Source organism: Massilia sp. 01N410 (assembly GCF_056399665.1).
Window position 1 is genome coordinate 525600 of sequence record NZ_JBFTRV010000001.1, and the last position, 15396, is coordinate 540995.

Annotated in this window: 14 protein-coding genes; 11 read left to right on the forward strand and 3 right to left on the reverse strand. The window is 64.4% G+C overall.

Annotation, left to right across the window (positions count from 1 at the left end; translation table 11 throughout):
• The first annotated feature begins 116 nt into the window (after window positions 1-116).
• Window positions 117-473 carry a hypothetical protein gene (locus AC1DOP_RS02285; RefSeq protein WP_441934371.1) on the forward strand — a complete coding sequence of 119 codons (357 nt, stop codon included), beginning with the start codon at window positions 117-119 and terminating at the stop codon, window positions 471-473.
• Here AC1DOP_RS02285 and AC1DOP_RS02290 read toward each other — a convergent pair.
• Genes AC1DOP_RS02290 through map form a run of 3 tightly spaced genes read right to left on the reverse strand, consistent with a single transcriptional unit; the run spans window position 446 to window position 4720 of the window.
• Entirely contained in the window at window positions 446-1192 is a 747-nt protein-coding gene (locus AC1DOP_RS02290) for a pseudouridine synthase (protein ID WP_441934373.1), read from the reverse strand. The two genes, AC1DOP_RS02285 and AC1DOP_RS02290, sit on opposite strands and share 28 nt — an antisense overlap.
• A gap of 50 nt (window positions 1193-1242) precedes the next feature.
• Window positions 1243-3834, reverse strand: a complete 2592-nt coding sequence (locus tag AC1DOP_RS02295) for a [protein-PII] uridylyltransferase (RefSeq protein WP_477249543.1) — start codon at window positions 3832-3834, stop codon at window positions 1243-1245.
• A 13-nt stretch (window positions 3835-3847) separates the two neighbouring features.
• Window positions 3848-4720 (reverse strand): type I methionyl aminopeptidase, encoded by an 873-nt coding sequence (gene map / locus AC1DOP_RS02300; RefSeq protein WP_441934376.1) that lies wholly within the window; start codon window positions 4718-4720, stop codon window positions 3848-3850.
• Between the two features lie 189 nt (window positions 4721-4909).
• On the opposite strand from map, the gene rpsB reads away from it, so the two are divergent.
• The 10 genes from rpsB to AC1DOP_RS02350 all read left to right on the forward strand — a co-directional run bounded on the left by rpsB (window position 4910) and on the right by AC1DOP_RS02350 (window position 15308).
• Window positions 4910-5656 (forward strand): 30S ribosomal protein S2, encoded by a 747-nt coding sequence (gene rpsB, locus AC1DOP_RS02305; RefSeq protein WP_441934378.1) that lies wholly within the window; start codon window positions 4910-4912, stop codon window positions 5654-5656.
• 110 nt (window positions 5657-5766) lie between these two features.
• Window positions 5767-6675, forward strand: a complete 909-nt coding sequence (tsf, locus tag AC1DOP_RS02310) for a translation elongation factor Ts (RefSeq protein WP_441934380.1) — start codon at window positions 5767-5769, stop codon at window positions 6673-6675.
• Window positions 6676-6762: 87 nt separating this feature from the next.
• Window positions 6763-7479 (forward strand): UMP kinase, encoded by a 717-nt coding sequence (pyrH, locus tag AC1DOP_RS02315; RefSeq protein ID WP_441934382.1) that lies wholly within the window; start codon window positions 6763-6765, stop codon window positions 7477-7479.
• A gap of 33 nt (window positions 7480-7512) precedes the next feature.
• A complete protein-coding gene (gene frr / locus AC1DOP_RS02320) occupies window positions 7513-8073 on the forward strand; it encodes a ribosome recycling factor (RefSeq protein WP_441934384.1) in 561 nt (186 codons plus the stop codon).
• Between the two features lie 103 nt (window positions 8074-8176).
• Window positions 8177-8932, forward strand: coding sequence for a polyprenyl diphosphate synthase (uppS, locus tag AC1DOP_RS02325; protein ID WP_441934386.1), 756 nt, complete (start codon window positions 8177-8179; stop codon window positions 8930-8932).
• Window positions 8932-9759 (forward strand): phosphatidate cytidylyltransferase, encoded by an 828-nt coding sequence (locus tag AC1DOP_RS02330; protein WP_441934388.1) that lies wholly within the window; start codon window positions 8932-8934, stop codon window positions 9757-9759. Before uppS ends, AC1DOP_RS02330 begins: the two co-directional genes overlap by 1 nt.
• Window positions 9760-9780: 21 nt before the next feature.
• Entirely contained in the window at window positions 9781-10959 is a 1179-nt protein-coding gene (ispC, locus tag AC1DOP_RS02335) for a 1-deoxy-D-xylulose-5-phosphate reductoisomerase (protein ID WP_441934390.1), read from the forward strand.
• A gap of 4 nt (window positions 10960-10963) precedes the next feature.
• Window positions 10964-12307 (forward strand): RIP metalloprotease RseP, encoded by a 1344-nt coding sequence (rseP, locus tag AC1DOP_RS02340; protein ID WP_477249548.1) that lies wholly within the window; start codon window positions 10964-10966, stop codon window positions 12305-12307.
• A 53-nt stretch (window positions 12308-12360) separates the two neighbouring features.
• A complete protein-coding gene (gene bamA / locus AC1DOP_RS02345; RefSeq protein WP_441934394.1) occupies window positions 12361-14721 on the forward strand; it encodes an outer membrane protein assembly factor BamA in 2361 nt (786 codons plus the stop codon).
• A gap of 56 nt (window positions 14722-14777) precedes the next feature.
• Window positions 14778-15308, forward strand: a complete 531-nt coding sequence (locus tag AC1DOP_RS02350; protein WP_477249550.1) for an OmpH/Skp family outer membrane protein — start codon at window positions 14778-14780, stop codon at window positions 15306-15308.
• Window positions 15309-15396: the final 88 nt, after the last annotated feature.

Below are 15396 nucleotides of genomic sequence, written 5' to 3' on the forward strand. Positions count from 1 at the left end.
AATTTCCAGGCGTTTTCATTCACCCTGCATTTTTTATGCAAAGTGAGTTAGCTAACGTCAAAGCCCGATAGCGGCTGATAGACTGAAATCACGTCAACCCGTATTGGGAGGCAGCGATGACGTGGATTTCAGAATTTGTCAGGTATCTATCCGTGCTGGGCGACCCCAGGCTGGAGCCGGGCACGGTCGAAGGACTGCCCCCGTTCGCGCTGCGCCAGACGGCCGATGCGCTGAAGGCCGCCGGCTGGACCACGACCTATGAATACAATGGCGATGACGCCTGGGTCGATTACGCCCGCATCGACATGCGCAAGGGCCGCTCCAAGCTCAGGATCCTGTGGGACCCGGACAGCGGCGGCAGCATCGACGGGCCGCAGACCGTGCTCGAAGGGCTGCGCCCGCTCGACCCGTGGATGGACGAAGCCGGCGAGGGCCGGATCGATTATCAGAAGCGCTCGTCCGGACCCAGGTAGCGCCACTGCCCGGCGGGCAGCTCGCCCAGCTTGACGCGGCCGATCCGCACCCGCTTCAGGCCGATCACCTTCAATCCGACCATGTCGCACATGCGGCGGATCTGGCGCTTGCGGCCTTCCTTCAGGGTAAAGCTGAGCTGGTCGTCGTTCTGCCAGCGCACCTTGGCCGGCAGCAGCGGCTTGCCGTCCATCCACAGGCCGTGGTTGAGCTTTTTGAGCTCGGCGTCCGGCAGCTTGCCTGGCTTGGTGTACTGGACCCGCACCAGGTATTCCTTCTCGATTGCCGTGTCCTCGCCGATCAGCTGGCGCGCGATGCGGCCGTCCTGGGTCAGCACCAACAGGCCGACCGAGTCGATGTCCAGGCGCCCGGCCGGCACCAGGGAGCGCAGCTGGGTCGGGTGGAACTGCTCGGGCGAGGGATCGTCCTTCCAGCGGTTTTCCGGCTTGACCAGCACCACGGCCGGCTTGTAGCCGTCTTCGGCCTGGCCGCTCACATAGCCGACCGGCTTGTTGATCAGCACCGTCACGCGCTTGCTCTGCTCGGCCGCGGCCTGGCGCTCCACCGTGATCTTCTGGTGCGGCAGCACCTTGCTGCCCAGTTCGTTGACGACCTTGCCGTCGACCCGCACCCAGCCTTTGGCGATCCAGTCGTCGGCTTCGCGGCGGGAGGAGAGGCCCAGTTCGGACATGCGTTTGGAGAGGCGTACGGGTTCGGTCATAAGTGGTAAAAGTTGAACCGTCGTCCCCGCGCAGGCGGGGACTACGTTGGTTAAATTTTCAAAGCGTCGAGCAGCTCGGTTTCCAACTGCACCTGCACCCGCTGATTATGCAAGGCCTGCCCATCGATCAGGAACACGTCCTCGACGCGCTCCCCGAGCGTCATGATCTTGGCGGTATGCAGGTTGATGCGGTAGCGCGCCAGCACGCTGGCGATCGCATACAGCAGGCCGTTGCGGTCGTTGGCGGCGATCGACAGCAGCCAGAACTGGCCGCGCTCGTCCGGGCGCAGCTCCACGGTCGGGATGATCGGGAAGTTGCGCGACATCCGCGACAGGCGGGCGCGCAGCGGCGGGCTGAGCGCTTCCTGGCGGGTCAGCACCTCGCACAGCTCGTGCTCGATCAGGCTGATGATGTCGCGGTAGTTGTTGGCGAAATTCTCGTCCGTGATCAGGAAGGTGTCGAGCGCGTAGCCGTCCCGGGTCGTGTGGATCTTGGCGTCGAGGATCGAGAAGTTCTTGCGGTCGAAATAGCTGCAGATGCGCGCGAACAGGTCGGGCTGGTCCTTCACGTACACCGTCACCTGCAGGCCTTCGCCGATCGGCGCCAGGCGCGATTTCACGACCGGCTTGTCGCGTCCCAGCTTGTCGACCAGGGCCCGGGTCTGCCAGGCGATGTCGGAGGCGTCATGGCGCAGGAAGTAGGCGACGTCGAGCTGTTCCCAGAGTTTCTCGTGGGCGTGCGGGCCGAGCCCGAACAGGCGCAACGTGGCCAGGGCTTCCTGCTGGCGCGCCCGCAGTTCGCGGTCGGCCGAAGGCGGTTCGCCGCCCAGCACCCGCAGGGTCATCTTGTACAGGTCTTCCAGCAGCTTGGCCTTCCAGGCGTTCCACACCTTGGGGCTGGTGCCGCGGATATCGGCCACGGTCAACAGGTAGAGGGCGGTCAGGTGGCGTTCGTCCTTCACCAGGCCGGCAAACGCCGCGATCACGTCCGGATCGGATAAATCCTGCTTCTGCGCCACCTGCGACATGGTCAGGTGCTGCTCGACCAGGAATACCACCAGCTCGGTGTCTTCCTGCGAGATGCCGTGGTCGCGGCAGAATTCGAGCACGTCCTGCTTGCCGAGTTCGGAGTGGTCGCCGCCGCGGCCTTTCGCGATGTCGTGGAAGAGGGCGGCCACGTACAGCAGCCAGCGGTCGCGGAAGTTCGCGATCAGCTGGCTGCAGAAGGGGTATTCGTGGGCGTGTTCCGTCATCGTGAAGCGGCGCATGTTCCGCACCACCATCATGATGTGCTGGTCCACCGTGTAGACGTGGAACAGGTCGTGCTGCATCTGGCCGATGATGCGGCGGAAGTTCGGCAGGTAGCGGCCCAGCACGCCCATGTCGTTCATGCGGCGCAACGCGTGCACCAGGCCGACCGGGGCTTGCAGGATGCGCAGGAACAACGCGCGATGCAGGGGATTGGCGCGGAAGGATTCGTCGATCAAGGTGCGCGCATGCCACAGCGCGCGCGTGGTGCGCGCCGTCATGCCCTTGATGTCGGGACGTTCCGTCATCACCACGAAGATTTCCAGCACCGCGGACGGGTTGGCCTCGAAGGTGTCGTCCGCGGCGATGTCGATGAAGCCGTTGACTTCGTTGAAGCGCGGATTGATCGGCATCGGCCTTGATGCCTGGGGGAACAGCTGGGCCTCGATGTTCTGCAGCAGGATGGTGTTCATCTGGGTCACCACCTTGGCGGCCCAGTAATAGCGCTGCATCAGGTATTCGCTGGCGCGGCGCGCTTCCAGGCCCTGGCCGGTCGAGGTCAGGCCGAAGGTCTCGGCGATCTGGGTCTGGACGTCGAACACCAGGCGGTCCTCGCGGCGCCGGGTCTGCAGGTGCAGGCGCACGCGGATGTCCTTGAAGGCGTATTCCTTCTCCATCAGCTGGCGCGCCTCGGCGCGCGTGATCAGGCCGCGGATCGCCAGCTGGGTCCAGGAATTGCCGAGTCCCGCCGCCTTCGCCACCCACAGGATCACCTGCAGGTCGCGCAGGGCGCCCGGGCTCTCCTTCACGTTCGGTTCCAGGCTGTAGGGCGTGAACTCGTACTTGGCGTGGCGCAGCCGCATCTCGGCGGTCTTGGCGTGGAAGAAGGCCTGCGGATCCATCGCCTCGGCATAGCGCCGCTGCAGCTCGGCGAACAGGGCCTGGCTGCCGGTGACCAGGCGCGCCTCGAGCAGGCTCGTTTGCACCGTGATGTCGGCCGCCGACTCGCTCATGCATTCGTCGACGGTGCGGATGGCGTGGCCGATCTCCAGGCCCAGGTCCCACAGCAGCTGGACGAACTGCTCCAGCCTGGCCTGGGTGAGGGCGTCCGGCGGATCGCCCAGCAGGATCAGGAGGTCGACGTCCGAGTGCGGGAACAGCTCGCCGCGGCCGTAGCCACCGACCCCGACCAGTGCCGTTTCAAGCGGCAGCCCGGCCGCGCGCCAGGCGTCGCCCAGCACGCCGTCGACGCTGTGGCGCAGGCCGCGCAGCAGCTTCTCGGGTTTGCCGTTCTCGCGGAAGTCGGCAATGATGCGCTGGCGCTCGTCCTTCAGGCGCTGCCGCAGCTGCGTCTGGAGGCTGGCCTGCGGTTCGGTGGCGATGGTGCCGCTCATCTCATGCAGCGATTCAGGCCGGGACGGCGTCCTTGTTCAGCACGATCGCCGGCGGCGGCGGGGTGCCGGCCGAGGTGGTCAGCACCTCGTAGCCGGTTTCCGTTACCAGGATCATGTGCTCCCACTGGGCCGACAGGCTGCGGTCCCTGGTCTTGATGGTCCAGCCGTCCGGCATCTCGCGGATGTCGCGCTTGCCGGCGTTGATCATCGGCTCGATCGTGAAGATCATGCCGGCCTTCAGTTCCTCGCCGGTGCCCGGGCGGCCGTAGTGCAGCACCTGGGGCTCTTCGTGGAAGACCTTGCCGATGCCGTGGCCGCAGAATTCGCGCACCACCGAGAAGCCGTTCTTCTCGGCGTGCTGCTGGATCACGTGGCCGATGTCGCCCAGGTGGGCGCCCGGCTTGACCTTGCTGATGCCCAGCCACATGCATTCGTAGGTGATCTCGGACAGGCGGCGTGCCTGGATCGAGGGTTCGCCCAGCAGGAACATGCGGCTGTTATCGCCGTGGAAACCGTCCTTGGTGATCACGGTGACGTCGATGTTGACCGAGTCGCCGGCCTTCAGCACCTTGTCGCCCGGGATGCCGTGGCAGATCACGTCGTTGACCGAGGTGCAGACGGCCTTGGGGAAGGGCGGGTAGCCCGGCGGCGCGTAGTTCAGCGGGGCCGGCACGGTGCCCTGCACCTGGACCATGTATTCGTGGCAGAGGCGATCGAGTTCGCCGGTGGTGACGCCCGGCTTGACGAAGGGGGTGATGTAGTCGAGCACTTCGGCGCCGAGGCGGCCGGCGATGCGCATGCCTTCGATCTCTTCTTGGGTCTTGATGGTGATGGACATAATTTGTCTGTGACGCGAATTCAGTTCTGCAAGGGGATATCCGTCCATTATATGTGATCGGGCGGCACGTATGAACTTGAAATCGGAGGCAAATCCCGTTAGAATCTCGGGTTGCTCGTGTTCGTATCGAGCAATGTTGTAAAAAACGTCTTTTTTATTGAATCGCGAATGCGGCCGACAAGGGTGCCTGACACAGGTGTACCGGCCGTTATTCAAGACTTAACCCTGGAGAATCAAATGTCCGTTACTATGCGCGAAATGCTGGAAGCCGGTGTTCACTTCGGCCACCAGACCCGTTTCTGGAACCCGAAAATGGCACCGTTCATCTTCGGTCATCGCAACAAGATCCACATCATCAACCTGGAAAAAACCATGGCGATGTACCAGGATGCGATGAAAACCATCAAGCAGATCGCTGCCAACCGCGGCACCATCCTGCTGGTCGGCACCAAGCGCCAGGCCCGCGACATCATCGCCGCTGAAGCCCAGCGCGCTGGTGTGCCGTACGTCGACCAGCGCTGGCTGGGTGGCATGCTGACCAACTTCAAGACCATCAAGACCTCGATCAAGCGCCTGAAGGACATGGAAGCCGCGATCGAATCGGGTGAAGTCGAGAAGATGTCGAAGAAAGAAGCCCTGATGTTCTCGCGCGAGCTGGACAAGCTGCAGAAGTCGATCGGCGGCATCAAGGACCTGCAGGGCGTGCCGGACGCGATCTTCGTGGTCGACGTCGGCTACCACAAGGGCGCCGTCACCGAAGCCGGCAAGCTGGGCATCCCGGTCATCGGCGTGGTCGACACCAACCACTCGCCGGAAGGCGTTACCCACGTGATCCCGGGTAACGATGACTCCTCGAAGGCCATCACCCTGTACGCACGCGGCGTTGCCGATGCGATCCTGGAAGGCCGCGCCAACGCCACCAACGACGTCGTCGAGGCGGTCAAGGCTGGCGACGACTTCGTCGAAGTTTCCGAGCAAGCATAATGCCGGCGGGCGTCAGCCCGCTGGAGTGAAAGAAGGGGCGCCGAGCCTGGATCGAGCGCCCTTTTTTGCAAGCAGATTCAGCAAGAACAAACCTATTTAGGAGAAATGACATGGCAGCGATTACTGCAGCGATGGTTGGCGAACTGCGCGCCAAGACCGATGCCCCGATGATGGAGTGCAAGAAGGCACTGAACGAAGCCGAAGGCGACATGGCACGTGCCGAAGAGATCCTGCGCGTCAAGCTGGGCGGCAAGGCCTCGAAAGCAGCTTCGCGCATCACCGCCGAAGGCGTGGTGACGGCTTACGTTGCCGGCAACATCGGCGCGCTGGTCGAAATCAACAGCGAAACCGACTTCGTCGCCAAGAACGACGAGTTCATGGCCATGGCCAACCTGGCTGCCAAGCTGGTCGCCGAGAACAACCCGGCCGACGTCGCTGCCCTGGCCGCCCTGCCGGTCGACGGCAAGACCTTCGACGACGTGCGTACGGCACTGATCGGCAAAATCGGCGAGAATATGACCGTTCGCCGCTTCCAGCGCTTCGAAACCACCGGCAAGCTGGCTTCCTACCTGCACGGCGCGCGCATCGGCGTGATCGTCGACTACGACGGCGCCGACGAGCAAGTGGGCAAAGACGTCGCCATGCACATCGCCGCGATGAAGCCGGTCGCCCTGTCGGCTGAGCAAGTGCCGGCCGAGCTGATCGAGAAAGAGCGTTCGGTCGCCCAGCTGAAAGCCAAGGAAGACGCCGAGAAGGCCGTCGCCGAAGGCAAGCAGCCGCAATCGGAAGAGATCGTTGCCAAGCGCATCGACGGTTCGGTGCAGAAGTACCTGAAGGAAGTGTCGCTGTTCAACCAGGCTTTCGTGAAGAACGACAAGCAGAGCATCGAGCAGATGCTGAAGGCGAACAACGCCACCGTCAAGGCATTCACCATGTACGTGGTGGGCGAAGGCATCGAGAAGAAAGTCGACGACTTCGCAGCAGAAGTTGCCGCCCAGATGGCCGCAGCCAAGCAGTAAGCAGCAGTAAAAAGAAGACGGGCCGAAAGGCCCGTTTTCATAGTAGTACCCCGAATTCGAATCATCTAACATCCAGGAGCCCCATTCATGACCAAACCAGCCTACCAACGAGTCCTCCTCAAACTGTCTGGCGAAGCGCTGATGGGCGACGACCAGTTCGGCATCAACCGCGCCACCATCGAGCGCATGGTGGCCGACGTGGCGGAGGTGCAGAAGCTGGGCGTGGAACTGGCGGTCGTGATCGGCGGCGGCAACATCTTCCGTGGCGTGGCTCCGGGTGCGCAGGGCATGGACCGCGCGACCGCCGACTACATGGGCATGCTGGCCACCGTGATGAACGCGCTGGCCCTGGCCGACGCCATGCGCCAGCAGGGCATCACCGCGCGCGTGATGTCGGCGATCGGCATCGAGCAGGTGGTCGAGCCCTATGTGCGTCCGAAGGCCCTGCAATACCTGGAAGAGGGCAAGGTGGTCGTGTTCGCCGCCGGCACCGGCAACCCCTTCTTCACCACCGATACCGCGGCCGCCCTGCGCGGCTCCGAAATCTCGGCCGAGATTGTTTTGAAGGCAACCAAGGTCGATGGCGTATATACTGCCGATCCGAAGAAGGATCCGCACGCTACCCGCTACGAGCAGATCACTTTCGACGAAGCGATCGCCAAGCATCTGCAGGTGATGGACGCCACCGCGTTCGCCCTGTGCCGCGACCAGAAGCTGCCGATCAAGGTGTTCTCGATCGTCAAGCCGGGCGCGCTCAAGCGCGTGATCATGGGCGAAGACGAGGGTACACTGGTACACGTTTAACATTCCTTATTTAGCAAAACACAGGAGAGCAGTATGTCCGTCGCTGACGTGAAGAAAAACGCCCAGGACAAGATGGCCAAGTCCATCGACACCCTGAAGGCCGACCTGGCCAAGGTCCGCACCGGCCGCGCCCACACCGGCATCCTCGACCACGTGATGGTGGATTACTATGGTTCGCCCACCGCGCTGCCGATGGTTGCCAACCTGACCCTGATCGACGCCCGCACCATCGGTGTGACGCCGTACGAAAAGAAGATGCTCAGCACCATCGAGAAGGCGATCCGCGATTCGGACCTCGGCCTGAATCCGTCGACCTTCGGCGAAATGGTCCGCGTGCCGACCCCGGCCCTGACCGAAGAGCGCCGCAAGGAAATGGTCAAGCTGGCCAAGTCGGAAGCGGAAGACGCCAAGATTGCCGTGCGTAACGTGCGCCGCGACGCCAACGAACAGCTGAAGCGCCTCATCAAGGACAAGGCCATCTCGGAAGACGACGAGCGCCGCGCCCAGGACGAGATCCAGAAGCTGACCGACAAGTCCGTCATCGACATCGACAAGCTCGTTACCGAAAAAGAGAAAGAAATCATGACGGTGTAAACTGCGGGGGCGGGGCGCCTTTGTGCCCGCAGCCGCAAACTGTCCGCCGGCCGGGTCCGCCCGTGCCGGCGCCTTGTTTTTACCGCCGATACCGGCCTGATTTATGATTTTCAAAAGTTCGACCACCGCAGTTCCCGACGCGCCGGCGGTACCGCGCCACATCGCCATCATCATGGACGGCAATGGACGCTGGGCGACCAAGCGCCTGCTGCCGCGCGTGGCCGGTCACGTCAAGGGCGTGGACGCCGTGCGCAAGATCGTCGAGGCTTGCGTGGAGCGCGGCGTCGAGTACCTGACGCTGTTCGCTTTTTCCTCGGAAAACTGGCGCCGTCCGGCCGATGAGGTGTCCTACCTGATGGGCCTGTTCGTCGCCGCGCTCGAGCGCGAAGTGGCGAAGATGCACGCCAATAACATCCGCCTGAAGGTGGTGGGCGACCTGTCGCGCTTCGATCCGAAGCTGCAGGACATGATCGCCAACGCCGAGCGCAAGACCGCCAACAATACCCGCCTGACCGTGACCGTGTGCGCCAACTACGGCGGCCGCTGGGACATCATGCAGGCGACCGGCAAGATGGTGGCCGCCAATCCGGGCGTGACCGAATTCACCGAAGAGATGCTGGCGCCGCACCTGGCGATGGCCTACGCGCCGGAGCCGGACCTGTTCATCCGCACCGGCGGCGAAGAGCGCATCTCGAACTTCCTGCTGTGGCAGCTGGCCTATTCTGAGCTGTACTTCACCGACGCCTTCTGGCCGGACTTCTCGCCGGAGTCGCTCGACACCGCCATCGCCTCCTACCAGAGCCGCGAACGCCGCTTTGGCCGTACCGGCGAGCAGGTAGCAACCAAGGCCGCACGCTGATGCTGAAAACCCGCGTCATTACCGCAATCGTCCTGCTGGCAGTCCTGCTGCCGGTCCTGTATTTCAACAACTTCACGGCATTTGCGGTGGTGGCCACGGTGTTTTTCGGCGCCGCCGTCTGGGAATGCGTGCGCCTCTTCAATCCCGGCACCGGCAGCGCCCACATCATCGCCCTGGTCTGGACCGCCGTGTTCGCCGTCTCGGTGCTGACCGGCCACCTGAACGCCGCCTTCTGGGCCGCGCTCAGCCTGGCGCTGTGGATCGCCCGCTTCACGCCCTCGCTCAAGTTCGGCCTGCCGCCGCTGGGCAGCCCGTCCAACACGCTGCTGAGCCTGGTCTACGGCTTCGCGATCTTCGGCTGCTTCGTGGCCATCGTGGTGCTGTTCTCGTCCTCGCCGCTGTACCTGCTGTCGGTGATGGCGATCGTGTGGGTGGCCGACATCGGCGCCTACTTCTCCGGCAAGGCCTTCGGCAAGCGCAAGCTGGCGCCGTCGATCTCGCCGGGCAAATCCTGGGAAGGCGCGATCGGCGGCGGCATCGCCGTGCTGGTCCTGGCCTCGCTGTCCGTCGCGTACGGCGGCGCCGCCTTCGCAGGCACCTTCGCCGCGCGCGTCCAGCGCGGCTACGGCTGGCCGGCCCTGCTGGCCATCCTGGTCCTGATGGTCGCCGCCAGCATCGTCGGCGACCTCTTCGAGTCCCAGCTCAAGCGCCGCGCCGGCATGAAGGACAGCAGCAAGCTGCTGCCCGGCCACGGCGGCGTCCTCGACCGGATCGATGCCCTGATCCCGGTCCTGCCGCTCGCAGCCCTCATCGGCTCGCGTCTTTAAGCGGCTCTGAAGGAGCACACAATGCAACGCGTTACCATCCTGGGCGCCACCGGCTCGATCGGCGTCTCGACCCTCGACGTGCTCGCGCGTCATCCCGAACACTATGAAGTCTACGCGCTCAGCGCTCACAGCCGCGTCGACGAGCTGGCGGCCCAGTGCCGCCGGTTCCGCCCGGCGCGCGCGGTGGTCGGCTCGCCCGGCGCTGCCGCGCGCCTGAGTCAGCTGATCGCCGACCTGCCGACCGACGTCTCCTGGGGCGAGCAGGCCCTGTGCGAGATCGCCTCCAGCAGCGGCACCGATACCGTGATGGCCGCCATCGTCGGCGCCGCCGGCCTGGCGCCGACCCTGGCCGCCGCCCGCGCCGGCAAGAAGGTCCTGCTGGCGAACAAGGAAGCGCTGGTGATGTCCGGCCAGCTGTTCATGGACGCCGTGCGCGAGCACAAGGCGACCCTGCTGCCGATCGACAGCGAACACAACGCCATCTTCCAGTCGCTGCCAAGCCACTATGCGCGCAAGCCGGACGCGGCCGGCGTGGCCAAAATCCTGTTGACGGCGTCCGGCGGTCCCTTCCTCAAGCGCGAGGTCGAGACCCTCGAACACGTGACGCCGGAAGAGGCCTGCAAGCATCCGAACTGGTCGATGGGCCGCAAGATCTCGGTCGATTCCGCCACCATGATGAACAAGGGCCTGGAAGTGATCGAGGCTCACTGGCTGTTCGGCGCGCCCGCCGACCTGATCGAGGTGGTGATCCATCCGCAGAGCGTGATCCATTCGATGGTGTCGTATGTGGATGGCTCGGTGCTGGCCCAGCTCGGCAACCCCGACATGCGCACCCCGATCGCCCACGCGCTGGCCTTCCCGGAGCGGATCGCGTCCGGCGTGGCCCAGCTCGACCTCACCAGCATGGCGGCGCTGGAATTCCATGCACCGGACTTCCGCCGCTTCCCCTGCCTGGCGCTGGCCTTCGACGCCCTGCGCGCGGGCGGCACCGCGCCGGCCCTGCTGAACGCGGCCAACGAAGTGGCGGTGCAGGCCTTCCTCGACCGCCGCATCGGCTTCCGCGACATCGACCGCGTGGTGAGTCGCGTGATGATCGAAGTGCCGCATGGCGCGGCATCGAGCATCGACGCGGTGCTGGCCCAGGACGCGCAGGCGCGCCTGGCCGCCGGCCGCATCGCAGACAGCCTGGCGCGGGCCTGACGCCATGTTCAGCCACATCCTGATCGGCTTCCTGCTTGGCCTCGGCCCGCTGATCATCGTCCACGAACTGGGCCACTACTGGGTTGCGCGACTGTGCGGCGTGAAGGTGCGCCGCTTCTCGATCGGCATGGGCAGGGTGGTGTGGTCGCGCCGCTTCGGCGCCGACCAGACCGAATGGGCGCTGTCGGTGCTGCCGCTCGGCGGCTACGTCAAGCTGGTGGACAGCCGCGACCCGTCGACCGCCCCGCTGGACGCCAGCGAGGAAGCGCGCGAGTTCACGCGCCAGAACGTGTGGAAGCGCATGGCCATCATCGCCGCCGGTCCTGCCATCAACTTCGCGCTGGCGATCCTGCTGATGGCCGGCCTGTTCATGGTCGGCAAGGAAGAGCCGGGCACGCGCCTGCGCGCCATGCAGTCCGACACGCCGGTGTACGTGGCCGGCGTGCGCGGCGGCGACGCCGTCACCGAGGTGAACGGCAAGCCGGTCGCGGCCTGGAGCGACATGCGCTGGGAGATCGTGCGCGCCGCGATCGACAAGCGCGACGCCGAACTGACCCTGCGCGGCGCCGGCGGCAGACCCTACCGCGCCGTGATCCCCGCATCCACGCTGGCGCGCTTCGACCCGGACGGCAAGACCGACGTCATGGAGCAGCTCGGCATGCAGATGTGGCGCCCGCGTCCGAGCGTGGAAAAGGTGATCCCGGGCGGGGCCGCCGAACGCGCCGGCCTGCGCCACGGCGACCTGCTCACCGCCATCGACGGCAAGCCGGTCAACGACGGCATCGACGTCATCACCACCGTGCGCAAGGCGCCGGGCCGGACCCTGCAGCTGGACCTGCTGCGCGAGGGCCAACCCCTCCACCTGGCGATCACCCCGGACCGCGACCCGGCGAGGGGAGAAGGCGTGATCAAGCTGCTGGTGGCGCAGATGCCGGAGATGGTGAAACTGCAGGCCGGCCCGTTGCAGGCGGTCGCCAAGGGCGCCGGCCGCGCCTGGGACGGCGCCGTCACCACCCTGAAGATGATCGGGAAGATGCTGACCGGCGAGGTCTCGCTGAAAAACGTGTCGGGTCCGATCACGATCGCCGGGGTGGCCGGACAGGCCGCGGACGCTGGCTTTGCGACCTATATCGAGATGCTGGCCTTCATCAGCCTGAGCCTGGGTGTAATGAATCTGTTACCAATTCCCGTTCTGGATGGCGGCCAATTGCTGTATTATTCGCTGGAAGTTTTGACCGGGCGCCCCTTGTCCGCGCGTGTCGGAGAGATCGCGCAGCTCGCCGGGTTCGGCCTGATGCTCATGCTGATGGCGCTCGCCGTCTTCAACGACCTGGTGCGGCTGCTCTGATACCGGGCGCAGAATACGAAGTTCGTCCAATGACTGACCCATTGATCTAACCAATGAAATTACACTCTGATCGTCCTGCCTTGCCCCGCTTCGCCATGCCTTCCCGTCGCAGCCTGATCGGCGCCGCCGTGCTGGCGCTTTGCGCCAGCCACGCTCAAGCCGTCGCTCCCTTCGTCGTGAAGGACATCCGGGTCGAAGGCATCCAGCGGACCGAGGCAGGCACGGTGTTCAGCTACCTGCCGGTACGCGTCGGCGAAACCTTCGACGACGACAAGGGCACCGCTGCGATCAAGGCCCTGTATGCCACCGGCTTCTTCAAGGACGTGCGCCTGGAAGAAGAGAACGGCGTGCTGGTCGTGCTGGTGGAAGAACGTCCCGCCATTTCGAGCGTGGACTTCACCGGCACCAAGGAATTCGAGAAGGACATGCTGGTCAAGGCGCTGAAGGAAATCGGCGTCGGCGAAACCAAGATCTTCGACAAGGCATCGGTCGACCGCGCCGAGCAGGAACTGAAGCGCCAGTACCTGTCGCATGGCCTGTACGGCGTGAAGATCACCACCACGGTCACCCCGATCGAGCGCAACCGCGTGACGATCATGTTCAACGTCGACGAAGGCGATGCCGCCAAGATCAAGGGCATCAACATCGTCGGCAACAAGGCCTTCTCCGACAAGCAGCTGCGCGAACTGCTGCAGCTGAATACCTCGGGCTGGTTCACCTGGTATTCGAAGGCAGACCAGTATTCGAAGCAGAAGCTGACCGGCGACCTCGAGTCGATCAAGTCCTGGTACGCCAACCACGGCTACCTGGAAGCGACCGTCGAATCGACCCAGGTCGCGATCACCCCGGACAAGAAGGACATCTACCTGACCATCAACATCACCGAGGGCGAGAAGTACACCGTCACCGGCGTCAAGATGGAAGGCGAGACCTTCGGCCGCGAACAGGAACTGAAGCAGCTGATCCTGCTGCGTCCGGGCGCGACCTATTCGGGCGAGCTGCTCGAAGCCTCGAACAAGCGCATCTCCGACCGCCTGGCGAGCTTCGGCTACGCCTTCGCCAATGTGAACGCGAACCCGGAAATCGACCAGGCCAAGCACGAAGTCAAGTTCACCTTCATCGTCGATCCGGGCAAGCGCGCCTACGTGCGCCACATGACGATCTCGGGCAATACCATCACCCGCGACGAAGTCATCCGCCGCGAATTCCGCCAGTTCGAGAGCTCGTGGTACGACCCGAACCGCGTGAAGCTGTCGCGCGACCGCGTCGACCGCCTCGGCTACTTCAAGGACGTGACCGTCGAGACCCCGGAAAACCAGGGCACCACCGACCAGGTCGACGTCAATATCGCGGTCACCGAAAAACCGACCGGTAACTTCATGATCGGCGGCGCGTTCTCGCAGGCCGAGAAGTTCACCTTCACGGCTTCGGTCACCCAGGCCAACTTCGCCGGCAGCGGCAACACGGTCGGCGTCGAACTGAACACCAGCAAGTACAACCGCACGATCTCGTTCGCGCAGACCAATCCGTACTTCACCGACGAAGGCGTGTCGCGCGCCTTCCAGCTCTACCTGCGCACCTCGCGTCCGCCGGCGCTGAACATCGGTTCCTACACCGTGCGCCAGATGGGCGGCAACCTGACCTTCGGCGTGCCGTTCTCCGAAACCGACACCGTCTACTTCGGCGCCGGCCTCGAACGCACCAAGCTGGAAACCGACGACAGCTCGCCGACGCTGTACAAGGAATTCGTGCGCCAGAACTCGAGCGACAAGCTGACCAAGCAGACCGGCGTGGGCACCGCGACCACCGATGCGATCCCGTTCACCGTGGCCTGGGGCCGTGACTCGCGCGACAGCGCCATCACGCCGACCCGCGGCCGCTACCAGCGCGCCAACCTGGAGATCGACCTGATCGGCGACGCCAAGTACTACCGCGCGATCTACGAACACCAGTGGTACCGTCCGCTGACCCGCTGGATGACCCTGGCCCTGAAGGGCGAGCTGGACATCGGCGGCGGCCTGAAGGGCCACGCCTACCCGGTCTTCAAGAACTTCTACGGCGGCGGCATCGGTTCGGTGCGCGGCTACGAGAGCTCGTCGCTGGGCCTGGTCGACCCCTACACCCTGGACGCCCTGGGCGGCGCGCGCCGCGTGATCGGCAACGCCGAACTGCAGTTCCCGTTCCCGGGCAGCGGCACCGACCGCTCGCTGCGCTGGTTCACCTTCGCCGACACCGGCCAGGTTTATCAGGAAGGCCAGCGCATGCGCCTCGACCAGCTGCGCTACTCGGCGGGTATCGGCCTGTCGTGGATTTCCCCTGTGGGTCCGCTCAAGTTGAGTTATGCTAAGCCCTTGAACGCCAAGCCGGGCGACCGCCTGGAACGCTTCCAGTTCCAGATGGGTACCGGCTTCTGACAAGGATTGCGGAGCTCATGTTGGAGCTCATGTTGGAGCTCATGTTGGAGATTAAGTTGAATAAATCGATAGCCTCGTTGCCCAGGACCTTGGCGCTGGCCGCCGTCTGCGCGGGCGCGCTGCTGCATGTGAATGCACAGGCGCAGGTGCAGGCGCCGACCGGCCGGATCGGCTTCATCTACACCGAAAGGCTGATGACGGAGTCGCGCCTGGCAAAGTCGGCGGACGAGAAGATCCAGGCCGAGTTCTCGAAGCGCCAGAAGCAGGTCGACGACATGGTCAAGCGCTTCAAGACGGCGCGCGAGAAATTCGACGAAGACGCGCCGAAGCTCAACGACATCGACCGCACCCGCCGCACCCGCGAGCTGCTCGACATGGAGAAGGACGTCCAGCGCATGCAGCGCGAGTTCAACGAGGACCTGCTGCAGCGGAAGAACGAGGAACGCGCCGCCATCGCGCAGCGCGCCTTCAAACTGATCGAACAGGTGGCCGAACAGGAACACCTGGACGTCGTGCTGCAGGAAGCCATCTGGTCCAGCCCGCGCATCGACATCACCGACAAGATCCTCAAGCTGCTCGACAAATAAGCGGCAGCGCACAAGACGAACGCCGGCCGGACGGATGCGCCCGGCCGGCGTATCATTATCAAGATTGACTTCACTTTTTTACGGAACG